Origin of the sequence: Tumidithrix elongata BACA0141, from assembly GCF_036349135.1 — a bacterium.
Taxonomy (GTDB): Bacteria; Cyanobacteriota; Cyanobacteriia; order Pseudanabaenales; family Pseudanabaenaceae; genus Tumidithrix; species Tumidithrix elongata.
Genome location: NZ_JAZBJZ010000014.1, coordinates 35,414 through 48,951 on the forward strand (window position 1 = coordinate 35,414; position 13,538 = coordinate 48,951).

Here is a 13,538-nt window from a genome sequence, read left to right on the forward strand (position 1 = left end):
AACAAATTCAGAATAGCGAGCGATCGCAGCCTTAATTGTTTGTGAATTGTCGTTTGGATTTTTAGGTTGTGCAGTCAAGATGCCTGCGCTACAAATTTAATGACAACTTAATGCCAACTAAATTTAGGATTGCTTTGGTAAAAATCTACTGAAAACAGCCTGTGCTTTTGTCCGCTCTTGTCTGAACAAATGCTTGACTTTACTTGGCGGGGATCTTGAGAAGTATTAAAATATCTTACAATTACAACAACAACAATAAATATTCTCGTTAAGCAATCTTAGGTTCTTAGAAAATTCATGAGTAAAGTTTACGAATGGTTTGACGAACGCCTTGAAATTGGGGCGCTCGCCGAGGACGTAACCAGTAAATACGTGCCTCCCCATGTCAACATCTTCTATTGCTTGGGCGGGATTACGCTCACCTGCTTTTTAATTCAGTTTGCTACTGGCTTTGCCATGACCTTTTACTACAGACCAACTGTAGCTGAAGCCTTTGACTCAGTCCGTTACATCATGACCGATGTTAACTTTGGTTGGCTGATTCGTTCCATCCATCGTTGGTCTGCTAGCATGATGGTGCTAATGATGATCCTGCATGTTTTCCGCGTTTACCTCACAGGTGGCTTTAAGAAACCCCGTGAACTGACTTGGGTAACTGGCGTAATCTTGGCAGTATTGACCGTCTCTTTTGGCGTAACTGGATATTCCTTACCTTGGGATCAAGTTGGCTACTGGGCTGTGAAAATCGTTTCTGGCGTACCTGAAGCCATTCCTATTGTGGGTGGGACAATTACCGAACTATTACGTGGTGGCGCAAGCGTCGGTCAAGGTACTTTGACTCGTTACTATAGCCTGCACACCTTTGTACTTCCTTGGTTGATTGCCGTATTCATGTTGGCTCACTTCCTCATGATTCGCAAGCAAGGTATTTCAGGACCTTTGTAACTCGTCCTTATCGTTTGCCATTTTCCTCTAATCACTAAAAGCTGCTTTATGTCAAAAATTGAAAAGCTACCCGATCTAAACGATCCCATTTTAAGAGCCAAGCTAGAAAAGGGCATGGGTCACAACTACTACGGTGAACCCGCTTGGCCAAACGATTTGCTTTATATCTTCCCAGTGGTAATTACAGGTTCGATCGCTCTTTGCACCGGTCTAGCAGTTCTAGACCCTGCCATGATTGGCGAACCTGCAAATCCATTTGCAACGCCCTTAGAAATTTTGCCTGAGTGGTATTTGTATCCAGTATTCCAAATCCTGCGTACAGTTCCTAACAAATTGCTAGGGGTTGTCTTGATGTCTGCTGTTCCCTTGGGCTTGATCTTAATTCCCTTCATCGAGAATGTGAACAAGTTCCAAAATCCCTTCCGTCGTCCAGTAGCAATGACCGCCTTTTTGTTCGGTACTTTGTTTACGATCTATTTGGGTATCGGAGCAGCCATGCCGATCGCTAAGTCTCTAACCTTGGGCTTGTTTTAAGTTAATTCCTTCAAGCTAAGTTACATTCCATAGACAAAAAATCCGCATTCATCCTTAAGGGGAATGCGGATTTTTTATTAGACCTGTAGGGACAATTCGTGAATTGCTTCTACGCAAAAATCATCGAGGATTGCTATATGGGCTAAGCGATTCGCTTAAGCGGCAGAAACAATGAGAAGCTTCTTCTATTCTCGAAAAGCGATACGACCTTGCTTGGGTAGGCTAAATGCCACAAAAGCAGCAAGGTAAAGACCATAGACAATTAGACCAACAATGCCAAAGAAGGCTAACTTCTCAGGCTCAATCCCATGATGAAAAATATCTTTATAGCCAAGCGGTGGCTCAAACCAAATCTTGCAAATACTGCTCTGTTTCTCAAAGGGGGCAAAAGCGCAGTTAGAGAATACAAGACTGATACCAGCACCGATCGCGCAATAGGTGGTAACAGCCCATCGCCAAGCTTTGTAGAGTGGTTTTAGGCTACTTCGCATGGCATTGATGTCTTCATTGAGATCTTCCCAAAACCAAAGGGAAACTGGAATCAAGATCCTAGCAACTAACCCTGCTAGAAAACTAATGGGTAGGCTGCCTATCATCATATAGACCGTAATTGCTAATAAGCTTGCCACTCGCCAGTAAATAATCAGCGATCGCTGGATTGCCTTAGATTTTGCTTTAAATGCCCAGATTAAAAGAACCAAGGGCAAAAAAACTGTGAATATCAAAGCAAGGCGAAAATCTAACCAAACTAGCTGTCGAATAAAAGATTCTTCCATAATTATTAAGCGATGAGTGGTCAGCAACCAGCAGTCAGCTTAACCAACTTGTAGAGGAAACACAAGCTAATGAAACTGTCGGGTAAGCCCTATGTATTTTCCCAAACCCATAGACCAAACATAGGAGCATTACCCCTATATTCGTTTTTGTGTTTGCTGGGAATATTATCCCCAAAAGGGCGAACGATGGGACTTGAACCCACGGATGGTGGTACCACAAACCACTGCCTTAACCACTTGGCTACGCTCGCCATCTGTAAAAATTGGACAAAACATAGAATAGCATCGATCGCGTCTTAAGTTAAAGAGGATCTTGAATCATTTTGTTTATCCTTTTGACGACAGATTGAGCAACTGGCGAAAATTATAGTCGTAGTAGGCTTTTTCCCAATTTGATGCCGCTTTAATTTGCTTGACGGTCAAGCCCACCGCTCCTTCAAAATTGACATCAAACAGATTGGCATTCTGAAAGTTGGCACGGGTAAGTAGACTGTCTCTGAGATCGGCATCAAGCAGATTGGCATTTTGAAAGCTCACATCACTCAGATCGGCATTACTCAGATCGGCAAACCAGAGTTTGGCTTCATCTAAAATCCCATGGGTAAAATTGGTTCGCCGTAGGTTGGCATTACTCAGATCGGCATTTTTGAGATTAGCACCACTGAGATTGAGATCGCAGAGGTCGAGATCTCTTAGTTTGGCATCGCTCAAATTAATGTTACTGAGGTCAATATCTCTAATTTCAGCGCCCTTAAGGTTAACGTTACTAAGATTGGCAAGAAAGAGTTGGGTCTCACGGATATGAGCGTTACTGAGATTGGCATAGCTCAAATCAGCCATCAATAACTTTGCTGAGTAAAAATTTGCTTGACTCAGGTTGGCGCCACTTAAGTTGGCACGCCGCAGATCGCTCTTACTCAAGTTGGTATGGGCAAGATTGGCATTTTTTAAATTGGCAAAGCTGAGATTGGCATCTTGGAGATTGGCATGACAGAAAATAGCCTCTGAAAGATTTGTGTTGGCTAGGTTTACGGCAGTGAGATCGAAGAAACTCAGATCGAAACCGCTTAGATCCTCATCGCTAAAGTTCCGTTCCCCCGCAGCATAGCGTGCGTGAAATCTTTGTTTTGCACCTGCTCTGCCCCCTAGAACGGCAGGATTTCTAAAACTTTTAGCAGGCGGGCGATCGCCTAAAACCGCATCATCACAAGTAGGCACAGAACTTAGCTCTAAACCTACATGAGAAGACGAACTTAAAAGATCGAGGCTTTTGCGATCTTGCCTTTGGTCGAGACGTTGCTGCATCATGTCTGTCAACCTTGCCTATCGAACCATGCTTGAGGAATAGAAAGCTCAGAGATTTCTATCATACGTCTTTCACCAAAACTTTCCTGCTAATTTTTTGGCGATCGCTTGTACTATGATCGTTCTCAAGATTGCGTCTTAACCTTGAGTAAATTTATCCCTATGACTACACATTTTATTACGGCTGAAATTGACCTAAACGAAGCAAAGCCTGACTTAGTGAAAGCGATCGCTGAGGAAATCTCTAAACAAGGCGAACCCCTACGCTGGGCGATCGCGTCAGTCGATCGAGAAAAGCAAACAGCTACAGTTGAAGCCGTTGTAACGCAGCTTCCGACGAAAGCGCTATAGTTCGGTCTAATTCCCTTCCATTGCAGTTACTTCGACGAGTGATTCGGAACCCAGTGCAAATCCTAATCACTCTCTTTGTCGATCTTCCTTTCAGCCCCAACATCGCTCAGTGAAAGACTAAAGATTGTTAAGTTTGAGATAGATGGAATTCTTCTAACGCGGGGAAAAAATTGCTGTTCTCATGGTTAGAACTACTGAGCTTGATGAGGGCAAATCTTTGCAACGGGCTTAACGCCAGCCATTGTTCTAAGCGAATTGTGTGCCCTACTTCTAGGGATTTTAGATGTACGCTTTCGGGAATAGTCGTCGCATTGAGCCAATCAGGATTGCTCGCAATCTCTAACTCACTAGGGTAAGTGCCTGAATATTCCAATACCCAAGTTCTTAATAGGGAACGATAGTTAAAGATTTCTGTTTCCCGTTCGCAGGGTAGGTCAACCAAGGTTTGACGCTGGGCTGTAGTAAATTGGTGCCAATGTTGCAGTTTGAGTTTGATGCCACAGGTATCGAGTTTAAATCTCACTTGCATGGGAATACAACGCAAAGATTCCACAAAGTCAGCTTCAAACTGAAAGAACTGAGTCATATCCGAGCCTAATAAATAACGCCTATTTTAGATCGGTTTAGATCGCCCGAATTCTCAAACCCAGAAATCGTAAAGCTTGCAAAAAAGCTAACAGTTCGTATGACTCAATTAACAGCTAATAGCTGTGTACCGATCGCGCCTTGCTACTTAGCCTTGTTGAGACTTATGATTCAGTTATGTGTGATTCGTCTCCTGTGACTCAAGGCATCCCTTCATGATTTGCTTAGGAGTTTTAAATATTATGACCTCTTTGATTGATTAAATTATGGGACTGAGTTTTAAGTTTGCGATCGCTTCGGATTTACATATTGCCTTACCTAGTACGATTTACGAGCACCCTGGGCGATTTCATCTAGTTGAGTTCAGCATTCCTGCTCTAGAGGTGGTTTTAGACCATTTATCGCATTTTGACCTAGATTTTTTGCTCTTACCCGGCGATCTGACCCAACATGGCGAAGCTGAAAATCATGCTTGGCTGGCGAATCGCTTGGCACAATTGCCCTACCCTGTCTATGTCATTCCCGGCAATCACGATTTGTCCACCCCCGATTGTTTCAAACGATTTACGCCCCACTATCAAAAATTTGGCTACGACCATCAGCCCGAGAACCAGCTCTATTACGCGCAGGAAATTTTACCGGGCGTGCGTTTGATTGGGCTAAATTCCAATTGGTTTGATGACAATGGTAAGCAGATTGGTTGGCTCGATCGCGAACAGTTTGATTGGCTTAAAACCATCCTTGCTGATCGCTCTGCCCAATTGACCTTGGTGACGATCCACCACAATATTTTGGAACATATGCCCAATCAGTCAAAAAATCCACTGGGGCAGCGCTATCTACTTGACGATCCTGAGCCTTTTTGTGAGTTGCTGCAACAAGCGGGCGTGCAATTGGTATTTACAGGTCACTTACATGTTCAGGATATTGCTTGGAGCGATCGCTATGGTTTTTATGAAATCACCACAGGCTCGCTGATCAGCTATCCTCATCCCTATCGCGTCCTGACCTACGAGCAAAGCGAACAGGCTACAAGGCTAAATGTCCAGTCTTTTCGAGTGCGATCGCTCCCGCAACAGCCCGATTTACAGCATTTTTCGAGGGAGTGGATGGGCGATCGCTCTTACCCCTTTGTCCGAAAGCTTTTGACCCAGCCGCCACTAAATCTATCTTTAGAAGTAGCTGAAACGCTCATGCCTCAGCTACGCTATTTTTGGGCGGATCTAGCGAATGGGGATGCTAAGTTTAGCTTTCCTGAGTTTCCACCTTACCTACGCACTTACTTTGAAGCCTTTAGCGATTCCCCCCCTGCCGATAACGATGTTACGCTCATGTTGTAGCATCATCTAAGGAGAGAACAGTCAAACAACAGCCCTCACCTAGTCATTGACTAGAGCCATTACCGCGATGAGTCAGCCACCTATTGATTCTTTATTAAAAGATTTAAAGAGCGAAGATGAGGACATTCGCACGCAGGCAACTCAGGAACTTTGGCAAATTTGGTTTATGCAAAAGGGTGATTATGGACTCGATCTAATTCGGCAGAGTCAAACCCTATTAGAGCAGGGCGAAACTAGAAGGGCAGAAGATTTACTCACAGAATTAATCAACGACCAACCCGATTTTTCGGAAGCTTGGAATCGTCGTGCTGTCCTCTATTACACCTTGGGTAAATATCAAAAATCGCTCAAAGATTGTCAACATGTGATCGAACTCAATCCTATCCATTTTGGCGCGATTCACGGGATGGGATTATGCTATGCCGCCCTCGGTGACTATATGTCTGCCATCAAAGCTTTTCGCCGCGTCTTAGAACTTCAGCCCTATGCTTTGATCAACCAAAAGTTGATTTTAGAATGTACGGCTATGCTGAATTAAGGAAGATATTTCTAGAGATCGAGGACAACTTTGGAAGTTCTGGTTTTCGAGATGCAGATCGATACAGCATCGGGATTGAGGAATTGCGGAAGTAGATTTACGTTCTTTACGAAGGGATTCTAAGAAAAGCTGACTCTCAAGTGTGGCCAAGAGCATCCCCAATCTGAGAAGAATGCTGTGTGATTTTCTGTGGTGTGGGTCATTCTTAAGATAGATTTTAAAAAAGGCAAAGAAACCCGTGCGATCGCCCTGTACAATTCAGATCGTAGGCGACTGAGCGTGCGACTCAAAGAATTAATCACTGTAATTTCTTCGTAGGAGAACCGTTTTATGTCTGAACCTAATGGCGTTATGATGCAATATTTCCATTGGTATGTGCCACCAGATGGCAGCCTGTGGAACCAGCTAGCAGAGACCGCTAAAGATTTGGCTAAGATTGGAATTACCTCCGTGTGGCTGCCTCCAGCATACAAAGGTTTAAGCGGTGGTTACGATGTCGGCTATGGAGTCTACGATTTATTCGATCTTGGTGAGTTTGACCAAAAGGGATCGGTGCGAACGAAATATGGTACAAAAGCAGAATACCTCCATGCGATTAAGGTGGCACAGGCTGCGGGTATCAGCGTCTACGCCGATGTTGTCTTCAATCATAAGCTCGGTGCAGATGAAGCAGAAGAAGTCGAAGCCACACCCTTCGATCCTGAAAATCGCAATGCTCCAATCGGCGAGTATCAAACCATCAAAGCTTGGACGCATTTCAACTTCCCCGGTCGCGGCGAGCAATATTCCAGCATGAAGTGGCATTGGTGGCATTTTGATGCGATCGACTACAACGCCTATAACGAAGGAGAAAATGCCGTTTACCTACTCAAAGGGAAGGAGTTCGATCGCAATGTCGATTTAGAGAAAGGCAATTTTGACTATCTTATGGGTTGTGATTTAGATATGTCTCACCCTGAAGTCTGTGGTGAGTTGAAATACTGGGGTGAGTGGTATCTCGATACGACGGGTGTTGATGGTTTCCGATTTGATGCCGTCAAACATGTATCCGCGCATTTTTTTCAAGAATGGATCGAACACGAACGCAACCATGCCCAACGCGATTTATTTGCCGTAGGCGAATACTGGTCCTATGAAGTCGAGGCTCTCCACAGCTTTATCGAAACCACCAATGGGAAGGTGAGCCTGTTTGATGCACCGCTACATTTAAACTTCCAAATTGCCAGCAAGTCAGGCAATAATTACGACCTCCGCCAAATTTTTGACAATACCCTCGTACAACAACAGCCCGCCCTAGCAGTAACGCTGGTTGATAACCATGATTCGCAGCCTTTACAATCGCTGGAATCAGTGGTTGAAGCTTGGTTTAAGCCCCTCGCCTATGCCTTAATCCTACTGCGTCGCGAAGGATATCCCTGCATTTTCTACGCTGACTATTACGGTGCGTACTACAAAGATAATGGGAACGATGGCAATGAGTACGAAATTTGGTTAGATAGTCATCGCGAACTGATCGACAAATTCTTACTTGTGCGGCAGACCTATGCCTACGGTGACCAGTATGATTATTTCGATCATGCCAATACAGTGGGTTGGACAAGACTGGGAGACGAAGAACATGCAGGTAGCATGGCAGTGATCTTGAGTAATGGGGATAATGGGAGTAAGTCTATGGAAGTTGGGCAACCCAATCGCACCTACATTGATATCACCGAGCATGTCAAAGAACCGATTACAACCAATGACGAGGGCTGGGGAGAATTTCGATGTAATGCTGGCTCTGTATCTGTGTGGATACCGCAGAAGTAATCTCATTTCTCCCCATGCATGCTACAAAAGCGCTCCGCATCTACAACAGGGTGCGGAGTGTAGTTGTGGTGGAGTTCAAGTGAAAAAGTATAAGGATAGATGAAGCTATGAACCAATTACCAGAGCAGGTTCAGAAAAATATTGAGACAATTATTGGGCTTCAAGCTCAGCAAGAACAAAATATTCCAGGACATCATCGCCTTGTAGAAACGATCGCTACGGCTTTTGGTCAGCCATGGTTTCTCTATGCAGAACTTGTATTCTTCACGGTTTGGAGTATCTATAGTTATTTGGCGAATGTTGGTCTTTTGGATTGGGAATTTCCTCTGTTTAATTTACACGAGCAGGGAATTGATGTGGCGGCACTGCTGATTTCCACGGGTGTCCTGATTTATCAAACCCGTCAGGAAAAACTCGACAACGAGCGATCGCATTTGATCTTGCAACTGAATCTGCTCACCGAGCAAAAGATCGCCAAACTGATTGCGCTGGTGGAAGAATTGCGTGTCGATCTACCCAACGTGCAAAATCGCTACGATCTTGAAGCCGAAATGATGCAGCAAGCCACAGATCCACAAGTTGTTTTGGATGTGCTTCAAGAAACGCTGAAACAGGTATCCATTGAAGTAGATCGACAGGTATCTGAAGAAGATCAGACTCTCACAGAGCCTAACGTATGATTAAATGCTAGAGATGGCTTCTCGTTGTAAAATCGCATCATTGAGTTTGCCACTCCGAAAGCCTTCGAGATCGAGGGTAATCGTCTTAAACCCAAAGGTGCGAAAAGCCTCTGTGAGTTCCGTTAATTTTATGGTTGTGACAAAATCAGCAATTCGATCTAAGGGAACTTCGATTTTGGCAGTATCTTCGAGCGATCGCACCCTTATATCTCCTAACCAGCCCATGTCTCTGAGATATTGTTCGGCATTCCCTACGCGATGGAGTTTCTTGATCGTAATTTCTTCTCCATAGGGGAACCGAGAACTCAGACAAGGTTGCGAAGGTTTATTCCACCAAGGCAGTCCTAAATATTGCGAGAGAATTCTTACTTCTAACTTACTGACTTCCACTTCGGCAAGTGGCGATCGCACGCCTCGCTCTTTAGCAGCGGCAATACCGGGGCGATAGTCCTTGAGATCGTCAGCATTCAGACCGTCCACCACATAATCATAATCGAGGGACTTGGCTAGGGGTTTGAGCGTGTCGTGGAGTTCGCTTTTGCAAAAATAACAGCGGTTGACAGGATTTGATGTGTAGTTAGGATTCTCCATCTCAGCGGTCATGACAATTTGGTGGGGAATGCCAATATGTTGTGCCTGAGACTTTGCCGCTTCTAGATCGGAGGGCAATAGCGAAGGAGAATTTGCTGTAACGGCTAAAGCGCGATCGCCCAGCACATCAAAAGCAATCTTTGCCACCAAGGTGCTATCAATGCCCCCAGAGTAAGCAATCAAAACTTTTTGTGATTCTGCAAATATTTGCCGCAGTTGGTTCAGTTTGGCTTCCAGTCTAGAATTATGCATAGGTACTTTAAGTAAAAAACTTGGAATTGCTAAATTGAAAGATTGTGCTCTGTACGAAACTCAAATCACGATCTTTCAAAAAGGCAATTAAATTTGGTATGAGTTTGTATTTAGTATATTGATTCTAAACCTTTCACCACTTGCAACTGTTGTAAAATGGAATACTTCCAAGTGGATTCCAGCGTTTTACCCCAACATCTTAGTGCGATATTCCCTATGACTGCCACCCAACTGCCGACCTCAGCCACAAATTTAGCCAAAACTGAGCGCGATCGCCAGAAATATCACATTGTCACCTTTGGCTGTCAGATGAATAAGGCAGACTCGGAACGCATGGCAGGTGTCCTAGAAAATATGGGTTATACCGCCACCGATGAAGCGGAGACAGCAGACCTAATTTTGTATAACACTTGCAGCATTCGCGATAATGCCGAGCAAAAAGTATATTCCTATCTGGGCAGACAGGTAAAACGCAAACATGCAAACCCCAATCTCACCCTTGTCGTGGCTGGATGTGTGGCACAGCAGGAAGGTGAAGCGCTGTTGCGGCGCGTACCAGAACTAGATTTAGTGATGGGGCCTCAACATGTCAATCGTCTTGAAGACCTCTTAACCCAAGTCTTTAATGGCAACCAAGTCGCTGCTACCGAAGAAGCCTATATTGAAGAAGACATCACCAAACCAAGACGAAACAGCACGATCGCAGCATGGGTAAATGTAATTTATGGGTGTAATGAGTCCTGCACTTACTGCATCGTGCCCGCCGTACGCGGTAAAGAGCAATCTCGCACCCCCGAAGTAATTCGCCAAGAAGTATTGTCTCTAGCAGCGCAGGGCTACAAAGAAATCACGTTGCTGGGACAAAATATTGACGCCTATGGGCGCGACCTGCCCCCCGGTGGGGTGGGTGCTGGGGTGGGGGGTAAAATTACGCTCACCGATCTGCTCTACTTTATTCACGATGTTGAGGGTATTGAGCGCATTCGCTTTGCCACCAGTCATCCTCGTTACTTTAGTCCGCGTCTGATTAAGGCCTGTGCCGAGTTGCCTAAAGTTTGCGAACATTTTCATATTCCGTTTCAGTCGGGCGATAACGATGTGCTTAAGGCGATGGCACGGGGCTATACCCAAGAGAAATATCGCCGCATTATCGATTCGATCCGCGAAATTATGCCCGATGCCTCGATCAGTGCCGATGCGATCGTGGCTTTCCCTGGTGAAACCGAGGCGCAGTTTGAAAATACGGTGCGGATGGTAGAAGAGATTAGCTTCGATCTGGTGAATACGGCTGCCTATTCACCACGACCTGGTACGCCTGCGGCATTGTGGGACAACCAACTCAGTGAAGAAGTCAAGAGCGATCGCTTGCAAAGGCTCAATCATGTGGTGAACCAAAAGGCAGCAGAGCGATCGCAGCGCTATCTGGGGCGCAAAGAGTCGGTTTTGATCGAAAGCGTTAACCCTAAAAATGCCAAACAGCTCATGGGACGTACGCGTGGCAATCGTCTGGTATTTCTAGAAAATTCGGGACTATCGGAGTCACAGTTTGCAGGATTAATTGGGCAAATCCTCAATTTGCAAATTACCGAAGCAAGACCTTTTAGTTTGACTGGTGTTATTGCATAAACTTGTGCTACACTAGCAAATCGCGCGGGTCGCTAACTCAATGGTAGAGTACTCGGCTTTTAACCGATTAGTTCCGGGTTCGAATCCCGGGCGACCCATTTTTTTGCTTGTTGGCTATGACACTTGGCGGGCAATCATTTCACCCACCACAAAGCCGATCCCAGTATCAAAAGATGCTGGGATTGGTAGCGTTAACAAAGAAAATATGTAACCTGAGTTCGGGTTAAGGATTTCGGAACAAATCAAGCCGACTTGCTGGAACCGAGAGGTTTGATCCCCCTGCCCTATCGGGCATCCCCCTTGAAAAAGGGGGACAAGTGAGTTCTCCCCCCTTTTTTCAAGGGGGGCTGGGGGGGATCCTTGGGATGTATAGCGTTTCAGGTTTTCTTATCCCAAACTGACGTTATGTATGGAAATTATCGCCAGATTTGGTTGACGCGATCGCTAATTTCAAGCCCCTGTGCGTAAGTTTCAGCCAAAACTGTAACGTGACCTAATTTGCGACCGACCTTAGACTGGGGTTTGCCATACCAGTGAACGTGAGTATTCGGAAGTTGTGCTAAGGCTTGGCGCTGCGAGGCATAATCAGAAACCTTATCTTCAAATCCTAAAAGATTAACCATCACTGCCACGGGACTTGTCATGGCGACACTGCCTAAGGGCATTCCACTGACAATCCGCAACAATTGCTCAAACTGAGAAGTAGCACAGGCTTCGATTGTGTAATGCCCTGAGTTATGCGTGCGTGGTGCGATTTCATTCACACTGACTTTACCGTCATGGGTGAGAAAGAATTCTATCCCAAATACCCCGATCGCATTCAAACTGGTCAACATTGTTTTCGCGATCGCTTCCACTTGTGCTGCTACGCTTGGCTGGATTCGAGCGGGAGCAAGCACGCGCCGACACACCTGATTTTCTTGCTCTGTTTCTACGACAGGATAGATGGCTACTTCTCCAGATTCCGATCTGACTGCAATGGTGGCTAGCTCTCGCTCAAACGGAACAAATTCTTCTAAAATCGCTGCTGCCTTTGCCATGCTTGTCCAAGCTTCTAGTAGCTCAGATTCGGATTTTACTACCCATGTGCCCTTGCCATCATAACCATGTCGTCTTGCCTTCAGCACGATCGGATAGCCCAGCGATCGCGCGGCTGATAAAAGCTCTGCGTCACTTTCTACTTGAAAAAACTTGGGTGTAGGAATGCCCTGTTGCTGAAAATGCAGTCGTTGCAAATATTTATCTACGCAAGTTGTTAGCGTCTCTAGGCTGGGTAAGAATTTTACGCCTTGGCTTGCGAGTTTCTGAAGCTTCTCAATATTGACGAATTCATTCTCAAAGGTGATGACATCGCTCAATGCTGCCAATTTCTCAGTGGCGACGAAATCATCGACTGCACCCAAAATCACGCGATCGGCTTCTCTTACCGATGAATCCTCTTGACTTCCAGCCTGTATAGCCAATTGCAGATGGATCGGCTTTGCGGCGATCGCCATCATCCAAGCCAACTGACCACCACCAATAACCCCAACACGTTTTACTTCCAAATTTAAGTCCAAATTTAACACCTTCAAAACCTATGCGGAGATTCCCTTTCCTGTCATTATCTATCGAGTTTGATACGGATTCGGCGAATTTACACGAAATGGCACTGCACCTAAAGATTTAGGTTCCATTTGCCAGCGATCGTTGATGACGATGTACTCAGCCAACTTATTGTTTCTGTTATCTTTCAATAACACACCATAAGCATCTTCTTGGGCGGTGTTTCCGAGCTTATAGAGAAATTCATACCTGCGAATATAGTCAGCGGCAAACCAACGCGATCGATTCACCGTAATCACAACCCTTTTGGCATCGGGATCGATCGCTAGGTCATCAACCCATCCATCCTCTAGGCGCTGTACCATCCACCATAAGCTTGGTCTTACAGGTTCTAGGGGAATAATGTTGGTAGTTTGTACTGTTTGGGCCGATGCTGCCAAGTCTATGGATAAAGGGATGGAAAAACTCACAAGTGAGGCAATCGCGCATGACAATCCCAAATATATGCCGTTGCTGGGGGCGATCGATTTCATAGGGGTGAAAACTCTAACCTTTTGTGTACTCTAATCCTAAAGCAAATATTGCAATACTGACGATAGGGACGTCTTTGTCTGAGGAATGTTCTGGCTAATTTGACAATAGCTATGAAACCTAACTTAAA

14 protein-coding genes and 2 tRNA genes are annotated in these 13,538 nt (G+C 45.2%); 9 read left to right on the plus strand and 7 right to left on the minus strand.

From position 1 onward, the window contains the following. The first annotated feature begins 297 nt into the window (after positions 1–297). Together petB and petD are read left to right on the plus strand one after the other, a co-directional pair. On the plus strand, positions 298–945 hold the full coding sequence (gene petB / locus V2H45_RS05530) for a cytochrome b6 (protein WP_330482626.1): 648 nt from the start codon (positions 298–300) through the stop codon (positions 943–945). Between the two features lie 48 nt (positions 946–993). Beyond that, positions 994–1,479, plus strand: a complete 486-nt coding sequence (petD, locus tag V2H45_RS05535; RefSeq protein ID WP_330482627.1) for a cytochrome b6-f complex subunit IV — start codon at positions 994–996, stop codon at positions 1,477–1,479. Positions 1,480–1,664: 185 nt separating this feature from the next. Here petD and V2H45_RS05540 read toward each other — a convergent pair whose 3' ends face one another. The 3 genes from V2H45_RS05540 to V2H45_RS05550 form a co-directional block, all read right to left on the minus strand. Further along, on the minus strand, positions 1,665–2,255 hold the full coding sequence (locus V2H45_RS05540) for a DUF3177 family protein (RefSeq protein ID WP_330482628.1): 591 nt from the start codon (positions 2,253–2,255) through the stop codon (positions 1,665–1,667). A gap of 178 nt (positions 2,256–2,433) precedes the next feature. After that, positions 2,434–2,506 (minus strand) — tRNA-His (locus V2H45_RS05545). Positions 2,507–2,582: 76 nt separating this feature from the next. Next, a complete protein-coding gene (locus V2H45_RS05550; RefSeq protein WP_330482629.1) occupies positions 2,583–3,563 on the minus strand; it encodes a pentapeptide repeat-containing protein in 981 nt (326 codons plus the stop codon). A gap of 159 nt (positions 3,564–3,722) precedes the next feature. Between V2H45_RS05550 and V2H45_RS05555 the strand changes: the two genes are divergently transcribed. Further along, positions 3,723–3,911, plus strand: a complete 189-nt coding sequence (locus tag V2H45_RS05555) for a hypothetical protein (RefSeq protein ID WP_330482630.1) — start codon at positions 3,723–3,725, stop codon at positions 3,909–3,911. 127 nt (positions 3,912–4,038) lie between these two features. Here V2H45_RS05555 and V2H45_RS05560 read toward each other — a convergent pair whose 3' ends face one another. Then, positions 4,039–4,497, minus strand: a complete 459-nt coding sequence (locus V2H45_RS05560) for a nitrate reductase associated protein (protein WP_330482631.1) — start codon at positions 4,495–4,497, stop codon at positions 4,039–4,041. Between the two features lie 265 nt (positions 4,498–4,762). Here V2H45_RS05560 and V2H45_RS05565 point away from each other — a divergent pair, with 265 nt between their 5' ends. From V2H45_RS05565 to V2H45_RS05580, 4 genes are all read left to right on the plus strand, one after another. Then, positions 4,763–5,836 (plus strand): metallophosphoesterase family protein, encoded by a 1,074-nt coding sequence (locus tag V2H45_RS05565; RefSeq protein ID WP_330482632.1) that lies wholly within the window; start codon positions 4,763–4,765, stop codon positions 5,834–5,836. Between the two features lie 67 nt (positions 5,837–5,903). Next, on the plus strand, positions 5,904–6,374 hold the full coding sequence (locus tag V2H45_RS05570) for a tetratricopeptide repeat protein (protein WP_330482633.1): 471 nt from the start codon (positions 5,904–5,906) through the stop codon (positions 6,372–6,374). A gap of 330 nt (positions 6,375–6,704) precedes the next feature. Next, on the plus strand, positions 6,705–8,183 hold the full coding sequence (locus V2H45_RS05575; protein WP_330482634.1) for an alpha-amylase: 1,479 nt from the start codon (positions 6,705–6,707) through the stop codon (positions 8,181–8,183). 107 nt (positions 8,184–8,290) lie between these two features. Continuing rightward, the gene (locus V2H45_RS05580) at positions 8,291–8,863 is read left to right on the plus strand and encodes a DUF1003 domain-containing protein (protein WP_330482635.1); all 573 of its coding nucleotides are present in this window, start codon (positions 8,291–8,293) and stop codon (positions 8,861–8,863) included. Here V2H45_RS05580 and larE read toward each other — a convergent pair whose 3' ends face one another. Continuing rightward, complete coding sequence (larE, locus tag V2H45_RS05585) at positions 8,864–9,706, minus strand: ATP-dependent sacrificial sulfur transferase LarE (RefSeq protein ID WP_330482636.1); 843 nt, start codon at positions 9,704–9,706, stop codon at positions 8,864–8,866. Between the two features lie 216 nt (positions 9,707–9,922). Between larE and miaB the strand changes: the two genes are divergently transcribed. Together miaB and V2H45_RS05595 are read left to right on the plus strand one after the other, a co-directional pair. Next, complete coding sequence (gene miaB, locus V2H45_RS05590; protein WP_408648736.1) at positions 9,923–11,332, plus strand: tRNA (N6-isopentenyl adenosine(37)-C2)-methylthiotransferase MiaB; 1,410 nt, start codon at positions 9,923–9,925, stop codon at positions 11,330–11,332. Between the two features lie 26 nt (positions 11,333–11,358). Next, positions 11,359–11,430 (plus strand) — tRNA-Lys (locus V2H45_RS05595). A 318-nt stretch (positions 11,431–11,748) separates the two neighbouring features. Here V2H45_RS05595 and V2H45_RS05600 read toward each other — a convergent pair. Both V2H45_RS05600 and V2H45_RS05605 read right to left on the minus strand, forming a co-directional pair. Beyond that, complete coding sequence (locus V2H45_RS05600) at positions 11,749–12,879, minus strand: 5-(carboxyamino)imidazole ribonucleotide synthase (protein ID WP_330482638.1); 1,131 nt, start codon at positions 12,877–12,879, stop codon at positions 11,749–11,751. Between the two features lie 60 nt (positions 12,880–12,939). After that, the gene (locus V2H45_RS05605; RefSeq protein ID WP_330482639.1) at positions 12,940–13,410 is read right to left on the minus strand and encodes a hypothetical protein; all 471 of its coding nucleotides are present in this window, start codon (positions 13,408–13,410) and stop codon (positions 12,940–12,942) included. Positions 13,411–13,538: the final 128 nt, after the last annotated feature.

Excerpts from the sequence above, each read along its gene's own strand:
- V2H45_RS05605 (WP_330482639.1), bottom strand. The coding sequence starts at position 13,410 with ATGAAATCGATCGCCCCCAGCAACGGCATATATTTGGGATTGTCATGC.
- V2H45_RS05560 (WP_330482631.1), bottom strand. The coding sequence starts at position 4,497 with ATGACTCAGTTCTTTCAGTTTGAAGCTGACTTTGTGGAATCTTTGCGT.
- petB (WP_330482626.1), top strand. The coding sequence starts at position 298 with ATGAGTAAAGTTTACGAATGGTTTGACGAACGCCTTGAAATTGGGGCG.
- V2H45_RS05570 (WP_330482633.1), top strand. The coding sequence starts at position 5,904 with ATGAGTCAGCCACCTATTGATTCTTTATTAAAAGATTTAAAGAGCGAA.
- V2H45_RS05575 (WP_330482634.1), top strand. The coding sequence starts at position 6,705 with ATGTCTGAACCTAATGGCGTTATGATGCAATATTTCCATTGGTATGTG.
- V2H45_RS05580 (WP_330482635.1), top strand. The coding sequence starts at position 8,291 with ATGAACCAATTACCAGAGCAGGTTCAGAAAAATATTGAGACAATTATT.
- V2H45_RS05550 (WP_330482629.1), bottom strand. The coding sequence starts at position 3,563 with ATGATGCAGCAACGTCTCGACCAAAGGCAAGATCGCAAAAGCCTCGAT.
- V2H45_RS05565 (WP_330482632.1), top strand. The coding sequence starts at position 4,763 with ATGGGACTGAGTTTTAAGTTTGCGATCGCTTCGGATTTACATATTGCC.
- petD (WP_330482627.1), top strand. The coding sequence starts at position 994 with ATGTCAAAAATTGAAAAGCTACCCGATCTAAACGATCCCATTTTAAGA.
- larE (WP_330482636.1), bottom strand. The coding sequence starts at position 9,706 with ATGCATAATTCTAGACTGGAAGCCAAACTGAACCAACTGCGGCAAATA.
- miaB (WP_408648736.1), top strand. The coding sequence starts at position 9,923 with ATGACTGCCACCCAACTGCCGACCTCAGCCACAAATTTAGCCAAAACT.
- V2H45_RS05555 (WP_330482630.1), top strand. The coding sequence starts at position 3,723 with ATGACTACACATTTTATTACGGCTGAAATTGACCTAAACGAAGCAAAG.
- V2H45_RS05540 (WP_330482628.1), bottom strand. The coding sequence starts at position 2,255 with ATGGAAGAATCTTTTATTCGACAGCTAGTTTGGTTAGATTTTCGCCTT.